The organism is Cupriavidus sp. 05L411 (assembly GCF_056398045.1).
Window position 1 is genome coordinate 140,747 of the sequence record NZ_JBFTOQ010000015.1, and the last position, 22,514, is coordinate 163,260.

Consider the following 22,514-nt stretch of genomic DNA (forward strand, 5'->3'; position numbering starts at 1 on the left):
TTAGAGCTCAGCCTTGAGTTGATTGAGCAGATCCGCGTGGACCTGCGCGTTCACTTCGCGCTTGAGGATCTGCTCGGCACCCTTGACGGCCAGCACGGCGACCTGGTCGCGCAATTGCTCGCGCGCGCGGGTAACTTGCTGTTCGGCTTCGGCCTTGGCCTGGGCAATGATGCGTGCGGCTTCTGCCTGGGCGTTTTGCTTGATCTCGTCAGCGGTCAGCTGAGCGCGCTTCTCGGCGTCAGCGACGCGTTGAGCGCCTTCGGTGCGGGCTTCGGCCAGGGCCTGGTCCACACGCTTGTTGGCGAGTTCGAGCTCAGCCTTGCCTTTTTCGGCGGCGGCGAGGCCATCGGCGATCTTCTTTGCGCGTTCGTCGAGCGCCTTCACCAGCGGCGGCCAAATGAATTTGGCAACTACCCACCACAGGATGAAGAACACGACCATCTGCGCAAAAAACGTTGCGTTCAGATTCATGGTGTGTTCCTTTCGGTAATCAAACTACAGATAAATGCGCAAGGGCGGCCAGGCTAAGTGGCCCGCGCCGCCCGTCAGCATCATGCAGACCGAAAAGAATTACTTGATGACAGCCAGCAGCGGGTTGGCGAATGCGAACAGCATTGCAACGCCCACGCCGATCAGGAATGCCGCGTCGATCAGGCCAGCCAGCAGGAACATCTTGGTTTGCAGCGGGTTCATCAGTTCAGGCTGACGTGCGCACGCTTCGATGTACTTGCCACCCATCAGGGCGATACCCAGGCAGGCGCCGATTGCGCCCAGACCGATGATGATGCCGATACCGATGGCGGTCAGACCCTGGATGTTGGCGAGATATGCTTGCATGACTACTCCTTTAATTGAGAAGAGACTTAGAACCAAAAAACCGAAAAACCGAAAAACTTAAATCAGTGGTGATCGTGTGCCTGGCCGATGTACACCAGCGTCAGCATCATGAAAATGAAGGCCTGGAGCAGAACGATCAGGATGTGGAAGATCGCCCATACCGTACCGGCCAGCACATGACCGACGAAGCCCAGCGCGGAGAGGTCCGCACCGAACGTCCAGATGGAACCCAGCAGGGCGATCAGCAGGAACACCAGTTCGCCGGCGTACATGTTGCCGAACAACCGCATGCCCAGCGAAACCGCCTTGGCCAGGAATTCAATCAGGTTCAGGATCAGGTTGAACGGGGCCAGGTACCACTTGGCGCCAAACGGGGCCGACAGCAGTTCATGGGCGAAGCCGCCCACGCCCTTGATCTTGAAGCTGTAATAGATCATCAGCACCAGCACTGCGCACGACATGCCCAGCGTACCGTTCAGGTCGGCCGTGGCGACCGCGCGGTGGTGCGGCAGATGGATGTGGAAAATGCCCAGCAGGCCGTTCAGGCCGGTAACCCAGTCGACCGGGATCAAGTCGACGGCATTCATTACCGTGATCCAGCAGAACACCATCAGTGCCAGCGGAGCGATGAAGGAACGGTCGCCATGGATGATGCCCTTGGCCTGGTCGTCGACCATCTCGACGATCATTTCCACGAAAGCCTGGAAGCGGCCCGGCACGCCGGCGGTCGCGCGGCGCGCGGCGGCGTACAGGAAAATCACGGCGATGGCGCCGCACAGCACCGACCAGAACACGGTGTCGTAGTTGAGGACGCTGAAGTCAACGACGGCGGCTTGCTTGCCGCCAACCGTGTTGAGGTTCTGCAAGTGTTCGGCGATATAGCCGGAGGGGGTGAGGGCCTGTTCGGCGCCTTGAGCAGCTGACATGTCGAAACGAACCGTAATATTGCGAAACCAGTTGCCGGCATTTTGCCGGTACGCTTCTTGCACCGCCTTCAGCACACTTTGCTGGTCACCGCGGGCAAGCTCGTTTGAACCTTATCCACGCCGCGCTTCACTGTTGTGACGCGCCACGCAAAAACATCTTGATATTCTGTTTTCGTGCCCCACTTCGACGAGAAGCACACTTATCCGACCTGCCGCGCCTGGCCGGCCAACCCTGGGGCACAACCTCAGCGAATCGCCAGCGCGACCCAGTAAGTCTTGAGCACAAGCAGGAACGTGACCAGCATCGGTACCCAGCGCAACTCGCTGTACAGCACCACTACCAGGACAAACAACCCGGCGGTGGCAAACACCTTGATCGCCTCGCCGACCACCAGTCCGCTGATCGAGGGACGTTCGCGCGCCATCCAGAGTCGCAGCGCGAAGAAACCACTGGGCACGAAACACACCGTGCCACCGAATAGTGCCGACCAACCCGCCGCGCCGGCGTTGCCGCCAGCAAAAAGTCGCCAGGCAATGGCCGACAACAAAGTAACCGCAACCTGCGCCAGCACGACCCTGCCGGGCGTCATGCGCGAAGGGCGCAGCGCGCGCTCGCCGAACAGCGTTTCCGCCTCGACGCGCGACAGCGGATCGACCGCCTCTTCTTCGCGATCTGCCTCATCTTCCCAGGCATCACGCGTCTGCCAGTCGGTTTTCCGACCAGCATCCTGACGATCTGAAACCACCTGCTATTGCCTTTGCTCGTTGCTGCTTGTTGTTTAATCCGCTCCGGAACTTTTCTGGACCGGCCGGAATTCAAACCGCACGATTTTACGAGGAATGCACCATGCGAGTCAATCTGCTTACAGACGCCTTGCAACAGTCCGCATTTCACTTGCAATCGCCACGAACCCATAGTGCGTGCGCGGCCGACGCCCAACAATAACGCGCCAGGTAATTGAGCTGCCCAAGGCTGGCGGCGCACCATGGTCGTTTATCGGCCTTGCACAGACCTTACACAGGCGTGCGCGCGCCGAGCCAGAACCGGCCGGCATCCAATTGCACCAAGCCGCTGCACAGCCGCACCGACCGTTAATCGCGCACTATTTTTGGGAAATCCCACTCAGGCGGGTGACTGGCTTTCGCCGGGCTCGCGCAGGCGTGTCAGCACACCGTCGAGCGCATCATTGCTGGTGAAGTGAATGGTGAGCTGGCCTTTGCCCCGCACGCCCAGCTTGATCTGTACCGGCAGGCCAAGCACGTCGGATAGTTCTTCCTCAAGGCGGGCCACGTCGCGCGCCGGCGCGCCATTGTTCGGCTTCTGCAACCTGAGGTCAAAGGGCTTGAGGGTGGAGGCTACCAGCTTTTCGGTCTCGCGCACCGATAAACGTTTGTTAACGATCTGATTGGCGAGCGTGATCTGGTTGGCGCCGTCGGCGGAGAGCAGCGCACGGGCGTGGCCCATGTCGAGGTCGCCCGCCATCAGCATGGTCTGCACCGGCTGGGCCAGGTTCAGCAGACGCAGCAGATTGGACACCGCGCTGCGCGAGCGCCCTACCGATTCCGCTGCCTGCTCGTGGGTGAAATTGAATTCGCGCACCAGGCGCATGATGCCCTGCGCTTCTTCCAGCGGGTTGAGGTCTTCACGCTGGATATTCTCGATGAGCGCCATCGCAGCCGCGGCTTCGTCGGCCACGTCCTTGACCAGCACCGGCACCTCTTCAAGCCCGGCGATCCTGGAGGCGCGGAAGCGGCGCTCACCGGCAATGATCTCGTAGCGACCCGGCTCTGCAACGCGGCGCACCAGGATCGGCTGCATCAGGCCTTGGGCACGGATGCTCGCGGCCAGCTCCTGCAGCGCGCCTTCGTCCATGCGCGTGCGCGGCTGGTACTTGCCGGGCTGGAGCTGGTCCAGGCGGAGCACGGAGGGAGCGCCCTCCTGCTTCACGGCATCGACGATCTCGGCTGGCCCACCCAGCAGGGCTTCCAGTCCGCGGCCCAGGCCCTTCTTCTTCGCGGTGCTCATCTCGGTATCCTGTATTCGGTGACTCTCAACCCGGTGACTCTCAGCCCGGCGTTCAGTCGAGTTGCTTGACGCGCGCGATCATCTCGGCGCCGAAATCGAGGTAGGCCTTGGCCCCCTTGGACGACGGATCGAACGCCACGCCGGGCACGCCATAGGATGGTGCTTCCGCCAGCCGCACATTGCGCGGGATGACGGTCTTGAACACCTTGTCGCCAAAATGCGACTCAAGCTGGGCCGACACCTGTTGCTGTAAGGTGACACGTGGATCAAACATCACACGAAGCAAGCCAATCACCTTCAGGTCGCGATTGAGGTTGGCGTGCACCTGCTTGATGGTATTGACGAGATCGGACAGCCCTTCCAGCGCGAAGTACTCGCACTGCATCGGCACGATCACGCCGTTGGCCGCGCACAGCCCGTTGAGGGTCAGCAGCGACAGCGACGGCGGGCAGTCGATCAACACGAAATCATATTCGGCATCGACCTCGGCAATGGCGTTCTTGAGACGTTTCTCGCGCTGGTCCAGTTCGACCAGTTCCACTTCCGCGCCGGCCAGTTCGCGGTTGGCGGGCAGCACGTCGTACTTGCCGGATTCGGAATGCTGACGCGCCTGGCTCACCGTCGACAAGCCAACCAGCACCTGGTAGACGCTGTGCTCAAGCGACTGCTTGTCGATGCCGGAACCCATCGAGGCATTACCCTGGGGATCCAGGTCGATCAGCAACACACGCTGGTCCTGTGCCGCCAAGCCGGCGGCAAGGTTCACCGTGGTGGTGGTCTTGCCGACGCCGCCCTTCTGGTTTGCGATCACGAATACCTTGGCCATATGTTCCTGCTGCTCCTGCTTGATTTCTACCTGCCGGGGGTGGGCGCCGGCGACAACCACCGGCCGGGTCAGCGGCGCGACAGCACCACCAGGTGACGTTCTGCGTCCAGTTCCGGTACGGTCAGGCGTGGTATTGCCTCGACCTGCCACTCGGCCATCAGGCCGGCCGCTTCCATGCGATCGAGTTCGGGTTGAGGATAAACGCCCTTCATGGCAATCAGCTTGCCGCCCGGCGCCAGCAGGTGGCCGGCGAGCGATGCGAAATCGCTCAGCTCGGCAAACGCACGAGACGTGATGACTGCATACCCCTTGCCGTCTTCCAGCTTTTCGACCGGGCCCCAATGGGCAGCGGCGTTGGACAGGCCGAGCTGTGCCCGGCATTGCGTCAGGAAGGCGGTTTTCTTTTGCACGATGTCGACCATCAGCACCGACAGGTCGGGACACGTGATGGCCAGCGGCAGACCAGGCATGCCGCCGCCCGAACCCACGTCCAGCACCCGGCCACGCGCGCCCTCCTCCACCGCCGCGGCGCGAGCCGCTTGCGCCAGCGCCGGCACGGCGGCCAGCGAGTCGAGCATGTGGTGGGTCAACATCTCGTCGGGATGACGGATGGCGGTCAGGTTATAGATGGCGTTCCATTTGCGCAGCAGTGCCAGGTAGGCAAACAACTGATCGATCTGGCTCGCGGAGAGCGCCAGGCCGATGGCGGACAAGCCGGCCTCCAGGCGGCGGCGCTGGTCGGCATCATCCACGGCCGCGTAACGTTGGTTCCTCACTCAGGCGGCCTCTTGGCTGGAGTCGGACTTGGTACGCCCCATGCCCTTCTTTTTCAGGTGGACCAGCAGCAGCGAAATCGCAGCCGGCGTCACGCCAGAAATACGCGATGCCTGGCCGAGGGTTTCGGGCCGGTGCTGATTCAGCTTCTGGCCAACCTCGATGCCAAGGCCGCGCACTTCCGTGTAGTCGAAATCTTCAGGCAGGCGGGTGGATTCGTTGGCTTCGAGCTTGTCCACCTCCGCGGCTTGCCGGGCGATGTAGCCGTGATACTTGATGCCGATCTCGATCTGCTCGCGAATCTGCGCGACCAGCAGCGGGTCAGCATCGAGTGCCTGGGCAGGTGCGAACTTGCCTTCCTGCAACGCCATCAGCGCTTCGTACGTGACAGCGGGACGGCGCAGCAGATCGGCGAGGTTGTACTCGCGCTCGATCGCCTTGCCGAGCAGCGGCACGGCATCGGCTTCCGGCAGGATGCTCGGATTCACCCAGGTACCCTTCAGCCGCTCTGTTTCACGTGAAACAGCATCGCGTTTCCGGTTAAATGCATCCCAGCGCACATCATCGACCACACCCAGCTCCCGGCCAGCCTCGGTCAGTCGCATATCGGCATTATCTTCCCGCAGGCTCAAACGGAACTCGGCGCGGCTGGTGAACATTCGGTACGGTTCCGAGACCCCACGGGTGATCAGATCGTCGACCAGAACCCCAAGATAGGCTTGGTCCCGCCGGGGAGTCCAGGCATCGCGCTCCCGTACGAAGCAGCCGGCATTGATCCCGGCCAGCAGGCCCTGGGCGGCGGCTTCTTCGTAGCCGGTGGTGCCGTTGATCTGCCCGGCAAAGAACAAGCCGCTGATGGCCTTGGATTCCAGCGAGGCCTTGAGGGCGCGCGGATCGAAGTAATCGTACTCGATGGCGTAGCCGGGGCGCAGGATGTGCGCGTTCTCCATGCCGCGGATCGAGTGCACCAGGGCAAGTTGCACGTCGAACGGCAGGCTGGTGGAGATACCGTTGGGGTAGAACTCGTTGGTCGTCAGCCCTTCCGGTTCCAGGAAGATCTGGTGGCTGTCCTTGCTGGCAAAGCGGTGGATCTTGTCCTCGATGCTGGGACAGTACCGCGGCCCTACCCCTTCGATCACGCCGGTGTACATCGGCGAGCGATCCAGGCCGCCACGGATGATGTCGTGGGTCCGGCTGTTGGTATGCGTGATCCAGCACGGCAGTTGCTGCGGGTGCTGCTCGGCCCGACCCAGGAAGGAGAACACCGGCACCGGATCGAGATCGCCGGGTTGCTCGTCCATCACGGAGAAATCGATGGTGCGTCCATCGATACGCGGCGGCGTACCGGTCTTCAGGCGGCCCTGCGGCAGCTTGAGCTCTTTCAGGCGCGCGGAAAGCGAGACCGAGGCCGGGTCGCCCGCGCGACCGCCTGTGTAGTTATCCAGCCCCACGTGAATCTTCCCATCGAGGAAGGTACCGGCGGTCAGCACCACGGCGCGTGCGCGGAAGGTGATGCCGACCTGCGTGACGGCGCCGACAACACGATCACCCTCCACCACCAGGTCATCCACGGCCTGCTGGAACAGCATCAGGTTGGGCTGATTCTCCAGCCGCGCGCGAATCGCCTTGCGATACAGCACACGGTCCGCCTGAGCGCGCGTGGCACGTACGGCCGGACCCTTGCTGGAATTCAGGATGCGGAATTGGATGCCCGACTCATCCGTGGCTGCCGCCATGGCGCCGCCCATTGCATCCACCTCCTTGACGAGATGGCCCTTGCCAATGCCGCCGATGGACGGATTGCAGCTCATCTGACCAAGGGTCTCGATGTTGTGGCTCAGCAGCAGCGTCTGGCAACCCATACGCGCCGCGGCGAGTGCAGCTTCCGTGCCGGCGTGGCCACCACCGACAACAATGACATCGAATTCTTTTGGGTAAAGCATGGAGGCACCTCCTCCGGGAGGCTAGCGGGAAAAAATCGGGATGCCGAATTATAACGGCAATCTCCATGGCGTCCCTGCGCCGCAGCATGTTTCACGTGAAACATGCGCCATGAAGAACTTGGGTGTGTTCCACGTGAAACAGAAAAGCCGGGCGCAATAGCCCGGCTTTCTTGTGTGCACGGCGGAAGGCCGAGGCACTTACGGTCCGCGTTGCTCGCTCAAATAAGCGCCGATGCGCTCGACAAGTCGACCAAGATTTGTCCGGAGTTCGTCAAAGCCACCGTTTCGCTCACGCGTCACTTCATCCATGTACAGCGGCCGGCGAATCTCGATCTGCAAGCTGTTACGCCGTTCGGCCGGGCGGCCGATCTGTGCGATCAGTTGCACGCCTTTATACGGATCATTGCGAGCCACGGTATATCCCAGCGCGCGCAGTTCCGCCGCCACCAGCCCGACAAAACCAGCCTCGCAGGTGGCGCCATCGCGGTCGCCCAGCACGAAATCCGCCAGCGGGTGCTGACTCTGAATCTTGAGGCGCTCGTACGCGTTGTTCGGCATCGAGTGCAGGTTCAGATGCCAGACCGACCCGAAGCGCCGATAGGTGTCCTCCACCGCTTCCGACAGCGCCTGATGGTAGGGGCGATAGTAGCGGTCGATCCGGTCGCGTACCTCTTGCAGCGAGAGCTTGCGGTCGTAAATCGGGGTGGCCGCATCGATGTTGCGCCAGATCAGCCCGTAGCCGAGGCGAGTCTTCTCGCCTGGCGCCAGCGGCTCGGGCCACGTGCCGTCCAGCAAGTCGGGGTCCAGATCATCGAGCGTGCGATTAGGATCGATGTAGACCCGCGGAAAATTAGCCGCGATCAGCGTGCCGCCGACGCGCGGCACCGCTTCCCAGAGCGCGTCGATGTGCGTGTCCTCACCGGCGCGCAGCCGCTGCGTGGGGATGGCCGCCCGGAAGTCTTGCGGGTAGTGGGTGCCACTATGCGGCGAGTCGCACACCAGCGGCAGCGTCTGCGCCGAAGGCGCGAAGCGGACGAAGGGCTCGAAGTTGTCGCTCATCGCCGTCAGTCCAGTTTGATACTGGCGGCCTTGGCCACGCGTGCATAACGCGCCATCGCCTGCTGGATTTGCACCTTGAAGCCGTCCGGCGTGGTCGGCACCAGCGTGCCGCCGGACTCCTCCACCTTGCGCTTGAACTCGGGATTCAGCATCGCCTTGTGGATGGCGTCGTTGAGCTTGGCGATGATGGCCGGCGGCGTGCCGGCAGGCGCGACGATGCCGAACCAGCCGCCATCGCCCATCTCCTTATAGCCCAGCTCCGCATAGGTCGGGACGTTGGGCAGCTGCGGCGAACGGGCAGAACCGAGCACGGCCAGCGCTCGCAGCCGGCCCGATTTCACGTGGGGCAACGTGGACGAAAGGTTGTCGGTAATAGCGTTGACCTGCCCTGCCACCGCATCGTTGAGCGCCAGGCCGGCACCCTTGTACGGCACGTGCAGCATGTCGATCTTGGCCAGCATCATGAAGTTCTCGATGTTCACATGGCCCAGCGAGCCGGCGCCGGGAGAGGCGAAGCTGTACTTGCCGGGGTTGGCACGGACAAGCGCGACGAACTCCTGCATGGTCTTGGCCGGCACGCTGGGGTGCACGGCGAATACGCTCGGGATGGCTACCACATTGGTGACTGGCGCAAAATCCTTGATCGGATCGTAGTTCAGCTTGGGATAGACAGCCGGGTTCGAGCCGTGCGTGCTGACCGTCGCCATGCCGATGGTGTAGCCGTCCGGCGCCGCGCGGGCAACCTGCTCCATGCCCAGCGAGCCACCGGCACCACCCTTGTTCTCCACCACGATGGATTGGCCCAGCTCGCGCCCGCCGAACTCCGCCACCAGGCGTGCCGACAGGTCGGTCGAGCCGCCCGCAGCAAAGGGCACGATCAGGCGAATCGGCTTGTTCGGATAGTTGGCCTGCGCTTGCGCGCCACCGGCTGCGGTCAGGCTGGCGCATGCCGCCAGGCAAGACAGGACAAAATACCGGCGCGGCAGTTGGGCTCGGATCATGCGGACTTCTCCTTGGATTTCTATGAGTTGGCTCGCCAAGTGTCGGGAGTTTACCGAGTCCGCACAAACGACTATATTGCACGGTTGCATTACCAAAGATCATTCTCGGCACACCCGCCCCCACCGCATGCGGCTACGCTCGCCCTCGATGTCCGAACTCCATGCCTTTGCCGCCGCCGCGCGGCTAGGCAGCTTCACGCGCGCGGCCGAAGACCTGTGCGTGACCCAGGGCGCGATCAGCCGTGCGATTGCCCGGCTGGAATCCCACTTCGGCCAACCCCTGCTCCAGCGCAATGCGCATCGACTGACGCTAACCGATGCCGGCAAGCAGTTGCTGGAGGCCGTCGCCGGCCCGTTGGCCGCCATTGAGAACGCCAGCGCCGCCCTCCTCGCCCGTGACCGCCAGCACCACCTGACGCTGTCGGCCGTGCCCACGCTGGCCAGCGTATGGCTGGTGCCCAGGCTGCCGGATTTCCACCGCCGCTACCCTGATGTCCGCCTGGACTTCGTGCCCTACCGGCGCGATGAGGACTTCTCAGGCCCCGCGCCCGATGCCGCCATCCTGCCAGGCACGCCGGATCGCTGGCCAGGCCTGCAATTCGACTACGTGATCGGCAGAGAGATGGTGCCCATCTGCCACCCTGACCGCGCTCGCGCCCGCCATAAGGCCGGCCGCTGGTCCGAGCCCGCCGAACTCCTCGATGAGCCCTTGCTCTATCACACCACCGCACCGGCAAACTGGCAGCACTGGCTGTGCGCCGCCGGCGTACCCAGTGCTGCGCCAATGCTCTCGAAAGGCTTCGACCAGGTCTCGATCCTGGTGCAAGCGGTCAAGGCGGATATGGGCGTGGCGGTCTTGCAGCGCTGCCTGGTACGGGATGAGATCGCTGCGGGGCGCGTGGTGGCGCCGTTCGATTTGCCGATCCGGCTGACGCGCGGCTACTTCCTGTGCGCACCGCGGGAGCGGCGGGACCATCCGGCGTTTGCGCAGTTTCGCGCATGGTTGCTAGATGTGGCGGCACAGGATCCGGATGTGCTTCAGCTCAATGAAGAAAATTCACCGGAAAGATAGAGAGTGGCCTCATATGCCAGATTATATCCACCAGGCACATATATTTCCCCTCCAGCAACCGACACATCAGCGCAAAGAATATAGAGATCAAATTTCTCTATAAATCCATTCATGTCGCAAATTTAAAGCGTACCCACTGCTGCGCTATCCATCTGACAACGTCGCCAACAAATCGGTCATATCCATAAATGCACAGTAAGAATAATAATGGCTATCGATGCCAACCATTATTATTCTTGAGAATTCTCAAAGCAAGAAACGCTAAGCCGCCTTCTTCGCCAAGCCCAGATACGTCTCGATCACCTTCGGGTTAGCCGCCAGTTCGGCAGCCGGTCCCTCCATCGCCATATCCCCCGTCTCGATCACGTACCCGTAGTCCGCCACCTGCAGCGCCGCCCGCGCGTTCTGCTCGATCAGCAACGTCGCCACCCCCGTCTTGCGCAGGTCATTGATGATGTGAAAGATCTCCTTGACGATCAGCGGCGCCAGCCCCAGGCTCGGCTCGTCCAGCATCAGCAGTTGCGGCTTGGCCATCAGCGCGCGGCCCACTGCCAGCATCTGCCGCTCGCCCCCCGACAGCGTGCCGGCGTCCTGCTTCGCCCGCTCCTTCAGGCGCGGGAACAGGCCGTAGACCACTTCCATCTGGTCCAGGAAGTTCTTCTCACCCGCACGCTTGCGGCGATAGGCGCCCAGCACCAGGTTGTCCGCCACGCTCATCGAGCCAAACAGTTCGCGCTTCTCCGGCACCAGGCACATGCCGCGCGCCACACGCCCTTCCACTGGCAGGCCGGCGAGGTCGTGGCCGAGGTAGGTCACCGCGCCGGTGGACGAGCCGCTCACCGGCAGCGCGCCCATGATGGCGTTGAGCATGGTGGACTTGCCCGCGCCATTGGGGCCGATCACCGTGACGATCTTTCCCGCTTCCACTTTCAGGTTGGCGCCATGCACGGCTTCGACCTTGCCGTAGCGCACGTGCAGGTCCTTCACTTCCAGGATCAGGCTCATTGTCGTTTCCTTACTCCACGCCACCGAGATAGGCTTCGAGCACCGCCGGGTCTTTCTGCACGTCCTCGGGCACCCCTTCCGCAATGCGCGTACCGAACTCCATCACCACCAGACGGTCCGTCAGGTTCATCACGAAGTCCATGTCGTGCTCGACCAGCAGCACGCTCATGCCCTCGCCCTTGAGCTTCTTCAGCAGCTCGGCCAGCGCCTGCTTCTCCTTGTAGCGCAGCCCCGCCGCGGGCTCATCCAACAACAGCAGTGCGGGATCGCAGCACAGCGCGCGCGCGATCTCCAGGATGCGTTGCTGGCCCAGCGCGAGGCTGCCGGCTTCCATGTACATGCAGTCGGCCAGGCCCACGCGCTCGAGCTGGCGCGCGGCTTCGTGCAGCAGCTTGGCCTCCTCGTTCTTGTTCATGCGCAGGATCGCTGCCGTCACGCCGCCTTGCGGCGCAAAGTCGCCGCGCAGGTGTGCACCGATGGCCACGTTCTCCAGCACGGTCATGGTGGGCAGCAGATGCACGTGCTGGAAGGTGCGGCCGATGCCGCGCTTGACGATCTCGCGCGAGGGTAGCCCGGAGATCTGCTCGCCGCGATACAGCACCCCGCCGCGCGTGGCCGGCAGCACGCCGGTGACGAGGTTGAAGGTGGTGGACTTGCCCGCGCCGTTGGGGCCGATCAGCCCGATGATCTCGCCCGCGCGGACCTGGAAGCTCACGTCGTTGACCGCCACCAGCCCGCCGAACTCCTTGCGCGCGGCTTTGACATCGAGGATCAGTTCGCCGGCCTGCGGCTTGGCGCGCAATGGCAGCGCGGGCGCTTGCGCCGGCGCCAGCACCGGCGGCCCGCTGGGGAACAGCTTCTTGATGAATGGCCAGATGCCATCGCGCGCGTATTGCAGCAGCAGCACCATCAGCACGCCGAACACGATGGTTTCGAAGTTGCCGTTGGCGCCCAGCAGCTTGGGCAGCACGCCTTGCAGCACGTCCTTCAGGATGGTGAGGATGCCGGCGCCGAGCACCGCGCCCCACACGTGGCCTACGCCGCCCACCACCGCCATGAACAGGTACTCGATGCCGTAGTTCAGCCCGAACGGCGTGGGGTTCACCGCGCGCTGCAGATGCGCGTAGAGAAAGCCGGAGATGCAGGCCAGCATCGCCGCCACCACAAAGATCACCACCTTCATCCATGCGGTGTTCACGCCCATCGCCTCGGCCATGGTGCCGCCGCCCTTCAACGCGCGGATGGCGCGGCCAGGGCGCGAGTTGAGCAGGTTCTGCATGGCGATCACCGACACCAGCACCACGGCCCAGATCAAGTAGAACATCGAGCGCCCGGAGGCCAGCTCGATGCCGAGCACATGCAGCACGGGAATGCCGTTGAGGCCGTCGTACTTGCCGAGGAATTCCAGGTTGCCGAACAGGAAAAACAGCGACAGGCCCCAGGCGATGGTGGCGAGCGGCAGGTAGTGGCCCGACATGCGCATGGTGATCAGGCCGATCACATAGGCCGAGGCCATCGTGATCGCCAGCCCGACCAGCAGGCCGAGCCAGGGCGACAGCCCGAACTGCGTGGTGAGGTAGGCGGTGCTGTAGGCACCCAGCCCGACGAAAGCGGCCTGGCCGAAGGAGGTCATGCCGCCCACGCCGGTGAGCAGGACCAGGCCAATGGCGACGATGCTGTACAGGCCGATGTAGTTGCCCAGCGTGATCCAGAATTCAGGCGTGGGCAGCACGGGCAACAGCGCCAGCACTACCGCGAAGGCCAGCAGGAAGATTCGGTTTTTGAGGTTGGTGTTCATGGCGTGCCCCTTATTCCTCGTCTTCCACATGCTTGCTGGTGAGCGAGCGCCACAGCAGCACGGGCAGGATCAGGGTGAACACGATGACCTCCTTGAACGCACTGGCCCAGAAGGACGAATACGATTCGAGCAGCCCCACCAGGATGGCACCGGCGGCCGCCACCGGGTAGCTCACCAGACCGCCCACGATCGCACCGACGAAGCCCTTCAGGCCGATCAGGAAGCCGGACTCGTAGTACACCGTGGTCAGCGGCGCAATCAGGATCCCGCACAGCGCGCCCATTGCCGCTGCCAGCGTGAACGACAGGCGCCCGGCCTGCGTCGTGCCAATGCCGACCAGCCGCGCGCCCAGGCGATTGACCGCCGTGGCACGCAGCGCCTTGCCGGCGATGGTGCGTTCGAAGTAGAAATACAGCCCCGCGATCATCAGTGCCGATACGCCGACCACCCAAAGGCTCTGCCCGGAGATCGTCAGGCTGCCCACTTCAAAGCGCGCCTCGGAGAAAGGCGCGGTGCGCGAACCCTCGGCGCCGAACATCACCAGCCCCAGCCCCACCAGTGCAAAGTGCACGCCCACCGAGACAATCAGCAGCACCAGCGTGCTGGCTTCGGCCAGCGGCTGGTAGGCAAGGCGGTACAGCATGGGCCCGAGCGGAATCACGATCAGCAGCGTCAGCGCGATCTGCGCCAGCATGGGCATCGACTGCCCGTCGAAGTTCTGCGCCAGCAGATGCACGGCCAGCGGGAAGACGAGGTATTTGCCGGCCAGCACCGCGATCCGCCTGGGCGCGGTCCGGCGCAGTTCGGCGCTGCGCAGGATGGTGACCGTCTCATAGAGAAAGGTGAGCACGCCCATGACCAGCAGCAGCCAGCTGCTTTGCGGCGCATGGCCGGACTGGATCGCCGCCAGGGTCAGCGCGCCATAGGCGACGAACTCCCCTTGCGGAATGAAGATGACGCGGGTCACCGAGAACACCAGCACCAGGGCCAGCGCGAGCAGCGCATAGATGGCGCCCGAGGTGATGCCGTCCTGCGCCAGGATGGCGGCGATCGAGAGGTCCATTGTCTCCCCGTATTGTTGGTGAGTCCGGCCGGCGGAGGGAAGCCGGCTGGCTTGTGAAATTACGAGTTACGAAATATGAAACAACTTACGCATAGCGGAAATCCCGACGAACCCTTAGATTCCGCAGTGCCGCATCTGTAATCTGGCACGGCAGGCGGGAAGCTATGCATATGCCGGGTGCAGCATATCTGCGGCGCACCATGGCCGTCATCCCGTTCCGCTTGTCTTGGCAAATTCTTGGCAAACGCCAAATTCATTAACACGTTAAAGATCTCGCATGGCGGATGCGGTGTCAAGTGCGGGATTGCCTGTAGTCGCGCAATGGCGTGGGCCGGCATGAGCCGGCACCAACAAAAAGGGCGCATGGCTGGCCATGCGCCCTTTTTGCATCAAATGCAGCCAGTCTTCGCCGCTTACTTGGTCTGCAGCTTCCACTTCCCGTCGACGATCTCCACCATCACGCGCGCGCGCTGGTCCAGGCCAAGGTGGTCGGTCGGCGTCATGTTCATGATGCCGTGGGAGATCGGCAGCTCCTTGGTCTGCTCCATGGCATCGCGCAGCGCCTTGCGGAACTCCTTGGTGCCCGGCTGCCCCTTCTTCAGCGCCTCGGGGATGGCTCGCTGCAGCAGCAGGCCGGCATCCCAGGCGTGGCCGCCGAAGGTCGAGACCTGGCCGCCAAATGCCTTCTCGTAAGCCGTCTTGTAGGTGATGGCGGGCTTCTTCACCGGGTTGGTGTCCGGCAGCTGCTCGGCTACCAGCAGCGGGCCGGCCGGCAGGAAGGTGCCTTCGCAATCCTTACCGCACACGCGCAGGAAGTCGGCGTTGGCCACACCGTGGGTCTGGTAGATCTTGCCCTTCCAGCCACGCTCCTTGAGCGCCTTGGCGGGCAGCGCGGCGGGCGTGCCCGAGCCTGCGATCAGCACGGCGTCAGGGTTGCTGCCCATCATCTTGAGCACCTGGCCGGTGACCGAGGTATCGGTGCGCGCAAAGCGTTCGTTGGCCACCACCTTGATCTTGCGCATCTCGCCGACCTTGGCGAACTCTTGCGCCCAGCTATCGCCATAGGCGTCCGCGAAGCCGATGAAGGCAACCGTCTTCACGTTGTGGTTTGTCATGTGCTCGGCAATGGCGGTGGCCATGTGCGAGTCGTTCTGCGGCGTCTTGAAGACCCAGGCGCGCTTGGCATCCATCGGCTCGATGATGCGAGCCGAGGCGGCCAGCGTGATCATCGGCGTTTCGTTCTCGGCGACGACATCCACCATGGCCAGCGAGTTGGGCGTCACGGTAGAGCCGACAATCACGTCGACCTTGTCTTCGCTGATCAGCTTGCGCGTATTCTTGACCGCCGTGGTGGTGTCCGACGCATCGTCGAGCACGATGTACTCGATCTTCTTGCCAGCGATCTCCTTGGGCAGCAGCGAGATGGTGTTCTTCTCGGGAATGCCCAGCGAGGCGGCGGGCCCGGTGGCCGATAGCGTTACCCCGACTTTGACCTGTGCGCTGGCGGTGCCGGCGCACAGGCTGGCGGCGGCGAGAGCCAGCAGGCTGGCGCGCTTGAATGTCATCGTGTCTCCTTCCATTGCGGCAAACGGAAGAGGCATCCGTGCCGCCTCGCGGCTAGTCGGATGCCTCAATCTGGTCTTCTGTTCTTCTGGTCTGTCTTGTCCTGGTGGATCTTATTGTGCCGGTGCCCCTTCGGTGCATTTCAGGCCCGTATCCAGGCGCAACGCCGGCGCCTGCCTGCTACCCCGGGGCGATGGGCGAATCCGCATCCGCCCTGCTCCAATCTCCCGTCCTGCGCGTGATCCCCGGCGGCGCTCGGCAGGGCTCGCCAGGCAATGCCATGGTGCGCCACGCCGGCCGCTCATTCACCGACCGCCCGGTCGGGAATGCGTAGCGAGTCTAGCAACAGGCATATCGCCGGGCTAGCGGGATTAACCCGCATCGCAGCATGCAAGCGACACGGCCGCGAACCGACGCTCAGCGGCCGAACGCATCCCAGGCGGTTTTCACGATCAGCGCTGCCACCACCACGATGAACACGCGCCGCACAAAGGCGCTGCCATGCTTGAGCGCGAGGCGGCTGCCAATCTGGCTGCCGCCCACGTTAGCCACCGCCATGACCAGCCCGAGCTGCCACCAGACGTGCCCCTTCGCCGCCAGCAACAGCAAGGCCGCCAGGTTGGTGGCGAGGTTGACCACCTTGGTCGATGCCGAGGCGTGCAAGAAATCGTAGCCGAACACGCGCACGAACACGATCATCAGGAAGCTGCCGGTGCCCGGCCCGAACACGCCGTCGTAGAAGCCGATCACGGCCCCCGCCAGCAAAGCCGCTGCGCGCTCCTTGCCGCCAGAGAGCGACGGTGCGTGCTCGGAGCCCAGGCTCTTCTTGGCCACCGTATAGACCAGCAGGGCCACCAGGATAAAGGGCAGCGACTTGCGCAGCGGCTCCGCGGGAATCAGCGTGAGCGCGTAGGCGCCCGCCATCGAAAAGGCGAAGGCCGACAGCATCGTCGGCAAGGTTGCGCCCCAGTAGATGCGCACGCTGCGGCCATAGCGCAACGCCGCATTGGTGGTACCGGCCAGCGAGGCCACCTTGCTGGTGCCGAGCAGCGTGGCCGGCGCCATGTTGGGATAGGCCGAAAACAGCGCGGGGATCTGCACCAGGCCACCGCCGCCGGCAACAGCATCGATCAGGCCGGCAAGAAAAGCGGCAACAGCAAGAAACGCGAATTCCATGGACGCGGGGAAACGAAGAAAGAGAAAACGGAGGGAACGAGGGAAGGAGGCGAACCAAGCGCGGCAGGCGCGCTGGAAGCGTCAGCCCAGCATCTTGGCGGCTGGTGACAAATTGAGATGCCACAGGCCGCTGGCGTGCGGCGCAAAACCGGCCGGTGCGGCCTGCGCCGCCGTCAGCAGCGCCGGCGCCAGCAACAGATGGCGCACGCCATGCGCGCTGCACCAGTCGGCCAGCAGGCCGCAGCAATCCAGCAGCAAGGCGGCGACGCCCCTGTCCGCCGGCACGTCACCAGCCCACCATTCGGTGGCAAGCGCCGTGAGGCCGGCAAGTTCGAGATGCGGTATCAGCGTAACGGGCAGGCAACCGAGCAGATCCTGGCCGACACTGGCCTGCGCCACCACACAGGCCCCGCGCTCAGGCCGGGCAAGCAGGCCCTCCAGCAGCGCCTGGCGCGCGCGCGCCGCCGCAACGGGCAATGCATGCCGTGATTGCAGCCAGGCGCCCAGATTTTGCGCATCGCCAGTACCGGCCAGGCGTATCGAGGCCGGAGGCACGGCGGATTCAGGCGAGGAAGGAATTAGAGAAGGGGAATCTGACGGCATGGCGGGCCCGATGACAAGGCCGCATTGTCGCATGCGCAATCGGTGGCTTTGACGATGATTCCGCATGGCGAAAACATCACGCACCAGGAACGGGCATACCACCCGGAAATTAAAAAAGGCGTTGCCGAGGATCACCCAGCAACGCCCTTATCTTATATTGACACTGCAGCCTAGTGACTGCGCGCCTGTCGTCTCCTCGCTTCCGCCTCCATTTAACCTGCGAAAACCGTATATGGAATGTAACGAAGCGGTGCGTTTCGAGCAAGCTAGAAGAAACCCTAGCCCCAAAATCGGGCATGTCGCCCCACGATCACTCCCGGGCCTTCCCGAAGCGGGCAAGAAGCTCGCCCATAATGCCGCGGCGGAACGTCAATACGCAGATCACGAAGATCACGCCGGTCACCATTGTGACGGATTCGCCAAGTGAGTTGAACCACTCGATGCCCGTCGTCGAGGCCAGGAAGGTGCCGATGTCGCCAAGCTTGTTTTCCAGCGCCACCACCACGAAAGCCCCGACCAGCGGTCCTGAAAGCGTGCCCAGGCCCCCAACCAGCGTCATCAGGATCACCGAGCCCGACATGGACCAGTGCACATCGGTCAGCGTGGCAAAGCCCAGCACCAGCGCCTTGATCGACCCGGCCAGCCCGGAAAGCGCCGCAGACAGCACAAACACCATCAGCTTGAAGCGGTCCGTATCGTAGCCCAGCGAGATGGTGCGCGGCTCGTTTTCCTTGATCGCCTTGAGGATCTGGCCGAACGGCGAATGCACGGTCCGCACGATCAGCGCGAAGGCCGCCACGATGATCGCCAGCGCCACGTAATACAGCGTCAGATCGTTGGCCAGCGACAACACACCGAACAGCTTGCCGCGCGGAATGCCCTGCAAGCCGTCCTCGCCTCCGGTGTACGGCACCTGCAGGCAGAAAAAGAACAGCATCTGCGCCAGCGCCAGCGTGATCATCGAGAAATAGATGCCTTGCCGGCGAATCGCGATGTACCCGACCACGTAGCCGATCAAGGCGCCCGCCAGCGTGCCCAGCACCAGCCCGACCTCAGGCGTGACGCCCCACACCTTCATTGCATGGCCGGCCGTATAGGCCGCGCCGCCAAAGAAGGCCGCATGGCCGAACGACAGCAGCCCGGTGTAGCCGATCAGCAAGTTGAAGGCGCACGCGAACAGCGCGAAGCACAGCACCTTGAGCACGAACACCGGATACGCTCCGGCCATCGGCGCCAGGATCAGCGCTGCCAGCAACAATCCGTACAACAGTTTCTTCTGCACGCCCCGCCCCTGTCTTGTCTGCCCCGCAGCCACTGCCGCGCCGGTTGGTTGGTTCATCACTTCTCCCTCCCGAACAGTCCGGCCGGGCGCAGCATCAGCACGATCACCATGATGAAGAACACGACCGTGGAGGAGGCCTCGGGGTAGAACACCTTGGTCAGGCCCTCGATCACGCCCAGGCCGAGGCCGGTCAGGATCGAGCCCATGATCGAGCCCATTCCGCCGATCACCACCACCGCGAACACGATGATGATCAGGTTCTGCCCCATCAGCGGCGAGATCTGGATCACCGGTGCCGCGAGCACGCCGGCAAACGCCGCCAGCGCCACGCCGAACCCGTAGGTCAGCGTCACCATCAGCGGCACGTTGACGCCAAAGGCTTCAACCAGCTTGGGGTTCTCGGTGCCAGCGCGCAAATAAGCGCCCAGCTTGGTCTTCTCGATCAGGTACCAGGTGGAGAAGCACACCACCAGCGAGGCTGCCACCACCCAGGCCCGGTAGTTCGGCAGGATCATGAAACCCAGATCCGTGGCGCCGCTCAGCGCCTCGGGCGCCGAGTACGGCAGCCCCGACACCCCATAGATCGAGCGGAAGATGCCTTCGATCACCAGCGTGATGCCGAGCGTCAGCAGCAGGCCGTAGATATGGTCGAGCTTGTAGATCCAGCGCAGCATGGTGCGCTCGATCACGATGCCGATCAGCGCCACCGCGAGCGGCGACAGTACCAGCATCACCCAGTAGTTGAGCCCGGCGTACTCCATGCCCATCCAGGCCAGGACCGCGCCGAGCATGAACAGCGCCCCGTGGGCAAAATTGATGACGTTGAGCAGCCCGAAGATGACCGCAAGGCCAAGGCTCAACATCGCATAGAAGGCACCGTTGACCAGTCCCAGCAGTAACTGGGACAGCATGGCGGGCAGAGGAATACCGAAGATGTCCATCGCAGGCGTTACCGTTTGCGCACCAGCCGGGATTCGTCGTTCCCCGCCAGGCAGGCGCTGTCAAAATGAAGCGAAGAAAGACACTGGCCCCCGCTCCCGAACCCGGTCAACATGCAACGGTCCCGGGCGGGGGCGCCATACCTCAATCAACTCTACGCAACTCAACTCAGTTCAAACGCTTACTTCTTCATCAGCGCGCACTTCGATTCCGCCACCGTGGTGAAAGCCTGCTCACCCGGGATCGTGGCCACCACCTTCAGGTAGTCCCACGGCTTCTTCGATTCGGCCGGCGACTTCACCTGCATCAGGTACATGTCGTGGATGCCTCGGCCATCCTGGCGGATGTAGCCCTTGGTGTAGAAGTCGTTGATCTTCATCTTCTTGAGCTCGGCCATGACCTTGTCCGGATCATCCGTCTTGGCTGCCTCGACCGCCTTCAGGTACGTATGCGCGGCGGAGTAGTCGGCGGCCTGCAAGCTGCTCGGCATCTTCTTCATCTTGGTGAAGAAGCGCGCGGCGAACTTGCGCGTATCGTCGTTCATGTCCCAGTACCAGCTGTCGGTCATCAGCAGGCCTTCGGTGTTCTTCAGGCCCAGGCTGTGGATGTCGTTGATGAACATCAGCAGGCCGGCGATCTTCATCGTCTTGGTGATGCCGAATTCCTTGGCCGCCTTGATCGAGTTGATGGTGTCGCCGCCGGCATTGGCCAGGCCCAGGATCTGCGCCTTGGACGATTGCGCCTGCAGCAGGAACGACGAGAAATCCGATGCCGACAGCGGATGGCGCACCGAGCCCACCACCGTGCCGCCGTTGGCCTTCACCACGGCCGCGGTATCGTTTTCCAGCGAGTGGCCGAAGGCATAGTCGGCGGTCAGGAAGAACCACGACTTGCCACCCTGCTTGACCACTGCGCTGCCGGTACCCTTGGCGAGCGCCACCGTGTCATACGCATAGTGCACGGTGTACGGCGAGCACTCTTCGTTGGTAAGGCGCGCCGAGCCGGCACCGATATTGAAGTAGACCTTCTTCTTCTCCGAGGCCACCTTGTTCATGGCCAGGCCGGTGGCGGAATTGGTGCCGCCGATCAGCACGTCCAGGCCCTGCTGGTCCATCCACTCGCGCGCCTTCGAGGCGGCGATGTCGGCCTTGTTCTGGTGATCGGCCGAGACCAGCTCGATCGGCTTGCCCAGCACCTTGCCACCGTTGTCCTCGATTGCCATCTTGATGGCTTCGAGGCCGCCCGGGCCGTCGATGTCGGCGTACAAGCCCGACATGTCGGTGATGTAGCCGATCTTGACGGTATCGCCCGAGACCTGCGCCGATGCCGAACCCATTGCCACGCCCGTTACGATAGCCGCCAGAGCGACCGCCAGCCGAGTCATCTTCATTGCCTGTCTCCTTAGTTTCGGCGGCACCTGACGCCACCCGTTCCTGCCCTAAAACAATGCCTGCGATTCATGACAGCGCCGCGCGCCGATTCGAATCAGACCCCAAGCAACTCGTTCAGCACCGGCATCTTGGCCTGCAGCTCCGCAGCCGCGAAGCGCTCGACGATCGTGCCGTGTTCCATCACATAAAAACGGTCGGCCAGCGGCGCGGCAAAGCGGAAGTTCTGCTCCACCATCACCACCGTGTAGCCCTTTTTCTTGAGCATCAGGATCATGCGCGCCAGCGCTTGCACGATCACGGGCGCAAGGCCCTCCGAGATCTCGTCGAGCAGCAGCAGGTTCTGGCCGGTCAGGCCCATGATGGCGCGCAACGTGGTGGTGCGCCCGGCGCCGTTGCGGCCCAGCAGCGTCACCACCTCGCCGGCATTCACGGTCAGGTCCACGCCATGCAGGATGTGCGATTCGCCATACCAGGCGTGCAGATCCTTGATTTCTAGTGCGGGCGTTGTGCTCATCCTGGCTCCTCAGTGCGCGCCCTGCAGTTCAGCCTCGACGGTGCCCATATAGGCCTCCATCACGCGCGGGTCTTTCGATACCTCGGCGTACGGCCCCTCGGCCAGGATTGCGCCGCGCTGCAATACCGTGATCTTGTCGGCAATCGACGAGACCACGTTCATGTTGTGCTCCACCATCAGGATGGTGCGCCCCACCGCCACCTTGCGGATCAGCTCGGTCACGCGCGCCACGTCTTCGTGGCCCATGCCCTGGGTCGGCTCGTCCAGCAGCATCATCTCCGGCTCCATCGCCAGCGTGGTGGCGATCTCGAGCGCGCGCTTGCGGCCGTACGGCAGGTTGACCGTCACCGTCTGCGCCACATCGGTCAGCCCAACCTGCTCCAGCAGTTCCATGCCGCGCGCGTTCAGCGCGTCGAGCGTGGTTTCGCTGCGCCAGAAATGATAGGAGGTGCCAAGTTGCCGCTGCAGCCCGATGCGCACGTTCTCCAGCACCGTCAGGTGCGGGAACACGGCGGAGATCTGGAACGACCGGATCACCCCGCGCCGGGCGATCTGCGCCGGCTTCTCGCGGGTGATGTCGATGCCGTTGAACAGGATCGTGCCCGTGGTCGGCTCGAGGAACTTGGTCAGCAGGTTGAAGCAGGTGGTCTTGCCGGCGCCGTTGGGGCCGATCAAGGCATGGATGGAGCCGCGCCGCACCTTGAGGTTGACGTCGC

Annotated in this window: 22 protein-coding genes; 1 reads left to right on the forward strand and 21 read right to left on the reverse strand. The window is 63.3% G+C overall.

The genetic code is table 11. The features are described 5' to 3' along the window. The 10 genes from AC1DQR_RS19595 to AC1DQR_RS19640 form a co-directional block, all read right to left on the reverse strand. Positions 1 to 471 (reverse strand): F0F1 ATP synthase subunit B, encoded by a 471-nt coding sequence (locus AC1DQR_RS19595; RefSeq protein WP_043350775.1) that lies wholly within the window; start codon positions 469 to 471, stop codon positions 1 to 3. Between the two features lie 99 nt (positions 472 to 570). Beyond that, positions 571 to 837 carry a F0F1 ATP synthase subunit C gene (gene atpE / locus AC1DQR_RS19600; RefSeq protein WP_006157246.1) on the reverse strand — a complete coding sequence of 89 codons (267 nt, stop codon included), beginning with the start codon at positions 835 to 837 and terminating at the stop codon, positions 571 to 573. 62 nt (positions 838 to 899) lie between these two features. Further along, complete coding sequence (gene atpB, locus AC1DQR_RS19605) at positions 900 to 1,763, reverse strand: F0F1 ATP synthase subunit A (RefSeq protein ID WP_416049967.1); 864 nt, start codon at positions 1,761 to 1,763, stop codon at positions 900 to 902. Between the two features lie 245 nt (positions 1,764 to 2,008). Then, positions 2,009 to 2,509, reverse strand: a complete 501-nt coding sequence (locus tag AC1DQR_RS19610) for an ATP synthase subunit I (protein ID WP_416049968.1) — start codon at positions 2,507 to 2,509, stop codon at positions 2,009 to 2,011. A 377-nt stretch (positions 2,510 to 2,886) separates the two neighbouring features. After that, positions 2,887 to 3,789 (reverse strand): ParB/RepB/Spo0J family partition protein, encoded by a 903-nt coding sequence (locus AC1DQR_RS19615; RefSeq protein WP_416049969.1) that lies wholly within the window; start codon positions 3,787 to 3,789, stop codon positions 2,887 to 2,889. Between the two features lie 52 nt (positions 3,790 to 3,841). Next, positions 3,842 to 4,615, reverse strand: coding sequence for a ParA family protein (locus AC1DQR_RS19620; protein WP_150987514.1), 774 nt, complete (start codon positions 4,613 to 4,615; stop codon positions 3,842 to 3,844). Between the two features lie 68 nt (positions 4,616 to 4,683). Continuing rightward, positions 4,684 to 5,391 (reverse strand): 16S rRNA (guanine(527)-N(7))-methyltransferase RsmG, encoded by a 708-nt coding sequence (rsmG, locus tag AC1DQR_RS19625; RefSeq protein ID WP_253929173.1) that lies wholly within the window; start codon positions 5,389 to 5,391, stop codon positions 4,684 to 4,686. Further along, entirely contained in the window at positions 5,392 to 7,332 is a 1,941-nt protein-coding gene (mnmG, locus tag AC1DQR_RS19630; protein WP_416049971.1) for a tRNA uridine-5-carboxymethylaminomethyl(34) synthesis enzyme MnmG, read from the reverse strand. A 198-nt stretch (positions 7,333 to 7,530) separates the two neighbouring features. Further along, positions 7,531 to 8,391, reverse strand: a complete 861-nt coding sequence (locus AC1DQR_RS19635) for an N-formylglutamate amidohydrolase (RefSeq protein WP_416049972.1) — start codon at positions 8,389 to 8,391, stop codon at positions 7,531 to 7,533. A gap of 5 nt (positions 8,392 to 8,396) precedes the next feature. Then, the gene (locus AC1DQR_RS19640) at positions 8,397 to 9,392 is read right to left on the reverse strand and encodes a tripartite tricarboxylate transporter substrate binding protein BugE (RefSeq protein WP_416049973.1); all 996 of its coding nucleotides are present in this window, start codon (positions 9,390 to 9,392) and stop codon (positions 8,397 to 8,399) included. A 127-nt stretch (positions 9,393 to 9,519) separates the two neighbouring features. Between AC1DQR_RS19640 and AC1DQR_RS19645 the strand changes: the two genes are divergently transcribed. Further along, a complete protein-coding gene (locus AC1DQR_RS19645) occupies positions 9,520 to 10,464 on the forward strand; it encodes a LysR substrate-binding domain-containing protein (RefSeq protein ID WP_416049974.1) in 945 nt (314 codons plus the stop codon). Between the two features lie 261 nt (positions 10,465 to 10,725). On the opposite strand, the gene AC1DQR_RS19650 is transcribed toward AC1DQR_RS19645, so the two are convergent. The 11 genes from AC1DQR_RS19650 to AC1DQR_RS19700 form a co-directional block, all read right to left on the reverse strand. Continuing rightward, the gene (locus AC1DQR_RS19650; RefSeq protein WP_174426825.1) at positions 10,726 to 11,469 is read right to left on the reverse strand and encodes an ABC transporter ATP-binding protein; all 744 of its coding nucleotides are present in this window, start codon (positions 11,467 to 11,469) and stop codon (positions 10,726 to 10,728) included. 10 nt (positions 11,470 to 11,479) lie between these two features. After that, positions 11,480 to 13,267: a branched-chain amino acid ABC transporter ATP-binding protein/permease gene (locus tag AC1DQR_RS19655; protein WP_416049975.1), complete on the reverse strand. Its 1,788-nt coding sequence runs from the start codon at positions 13,265 to 13,267 to the stop codon at positions 11,480 to 11,482. A 10-nt stretch (positions 13,268 to 13,277) separates the two neighbouring features. After that, positions 13,278 to 14,330 carry a branched-chain amino acid ABC transporter permease gene (locus AC1DQR_RS19660; protein ID WP_150987529.1) on the reverse strand — a complete coding sequence of 351 codons (1,053 nt, stop codon included), beginning with the start codon at positions 14,328 to 14,330 and terminating at the stop codon, positions 13,278 to 13,280. 413 nt (positions 14,331 to 14,743) lie between these two features. Beyond that, positions 14,744 to 15,895, reverse strand: a complete 1,152-nt coding sequence (locus AC1DQR_RS19665; protein ID WP_183034091.1) for an ABC transporter substrate-binding protein — start codon at positions 15,893 to 15,895, stop codon at positions 14,744 to 14,746. 415 nt (positions 15,896 to 16,310) lie between these two features. Continuing rightward, a complete protein-coding gene (locus AC1DQR_RS19670) occupies positions 16,311 to 17,069 on the reverse strand; it encodes a TSUP family transporter (protein WP_416049977.1) in 759 nt (252 codons plus the stop codon). Between the two features lie 81 nt (positions 17,070 to 17,150). Then, a complete protein-coding gene (locus tag AC1DQR_RS19675; protein ID WP_477133580.1) occupies positions 17,151 to 17,624 on the reverse strand; it encodes a hypothetical protein in 474 nt (157 codons plus the stop codon). A 358-nt stretch (positions 17,625 to 17,982) separates the two neighbouring features. Next, positions 17,983 to 19,011, reverse strand: coding sequence for a branched-chain amino acid ABC transporter permease (locus AC1DQR_RS19680; protein WP_174426821.1), 1,029 nt, complete (start codon positions 19,009 to 19,011; stop codon positions 17,983 to 17,985). Next, positions 19,011 to 19,895, reverse strand: a complete 885-nt coding sequence (locus AC1DQR_RS19685; protein ID WP_043350832.1) for a branched-chain amino acid ABC transporter permease — start codon at positions 19,893 to 19,895, stop codon at positions 19,011 to 19,013. The genes AC1DQR_RS19680 and AC1DQR_RS19685 overlap by 1 nt, the downstream gene beginning before the upstream one ends. A 179-nt stretch (positions 19,896 to 20,074) precedes the next feature. Further along, positions 20,075 to 21,283: an ABC transporter substrate-binding protein gene (locus AC1DQR_RS19690; RefSeq protein WP_416049979.1), complete on the reverse strand. Its 1,209-nt coding sequence runs from the start codon at positions 21,281 to 21,283 to the stop codon at positions 20,075 to 20,077. 95 nt (positions 21,284 to 21,378) lie between these two features. Next, on the reverse strand, positions 21,379 to 21,798 hold the full coding sequence (locus AC1DQR_RS19695; RefSeq protein WP_477133581.1) for an ATP-binding cassette domain-containing protein: 420 nt from the start codon (positions 21,796 to 21,798) through the stop codon (positions 21,379 to 21,381). Positions 21,799 to 21,807: 9 nt separating this feature from the next. Continuing rightward, the coding region (locus AC1DQR_RS19700; protein ID WP_477133582.1) for an ABC transporter ATP-binding protein at positions 21,808 to 22,514 on the reverse strand (707 nt) is incomplete at its 5' end.